This is a genomic window from Nocardiopsis sp. ATB16-24, assembly GCF_030271535.1.
GTDB lineage: Bacteria > Actinomycetota > Actinomycetes > Streptosporangiales > Streptosporangiaceae > Nocardiopsis.
In genome coordinates this window covers 1-572 of record NZ_JASCXJ010000050.1, presented here as the reverse complement: position 1 = coordinate 572, position 572 = coordinate 1, and the positions used below count along the sequence as shown (strand labels likewise).

General features: G+C 62.8%; 1 rRNA gene. It reads right to left on the bottom strand.

Going from position 1 to position 572, the window contains the following annotated elements:
- Nucleotides 1-463: 463 nt before the first annotated feature.
- Nucleotides 464-572, bottom strand: a 16S ribosomal RNA gene (locus tag PFX91_RS23060); the annotation flags it as partial.

Sequence of the window (572 nt, the reverse complement as noted above, 5' to 3'; positions counted from 1 at the left end):
CGTCCTTCATCGGCGCCTGGTGCCAAGGCATCCACCGTATGCCACTTTCACTTGGCCACTACAGATAACAAGATGCTCGCGCACACTATTCACAAATCAAAACACCAACCGCACACCCCACCACCACCCGACCCACCACACCCCCCTGCCCCAAAGGACAGGAGACCATGGCCGGAACGAGAGTTCGCGAAGGCGGTCCGCGGGAACCAACACACCCTGACCCGAAAGCCAGGAGGTTGCTTCCTCAGACACCCAACAGCGCGCCCCCCAGGCGCTTCCAGCACACCCAGGGGCCAGGTCCGATGACACAATCTCCAAACCACCCCCCACCCCACCAACCCCGCCCACAGGCGGGAGGCTCCGCCCACCCGCCCACCAGGGCGAGAAGACGGACACGGGTGCGGGTCCACTCTCGAGTCCGACCGGTCACTAGACAAGAACCGGCCTGCAAAAGACTCCTTAGAAAGGAGGTGATCCAGCCGCACCTTCCGGTACGGCTACCTTGTTACGACTTCGTCCCAATCGCCAGCCCCACCTTCACTCACTCCCTCCCCGAAGGGTTAGGCCGCAAG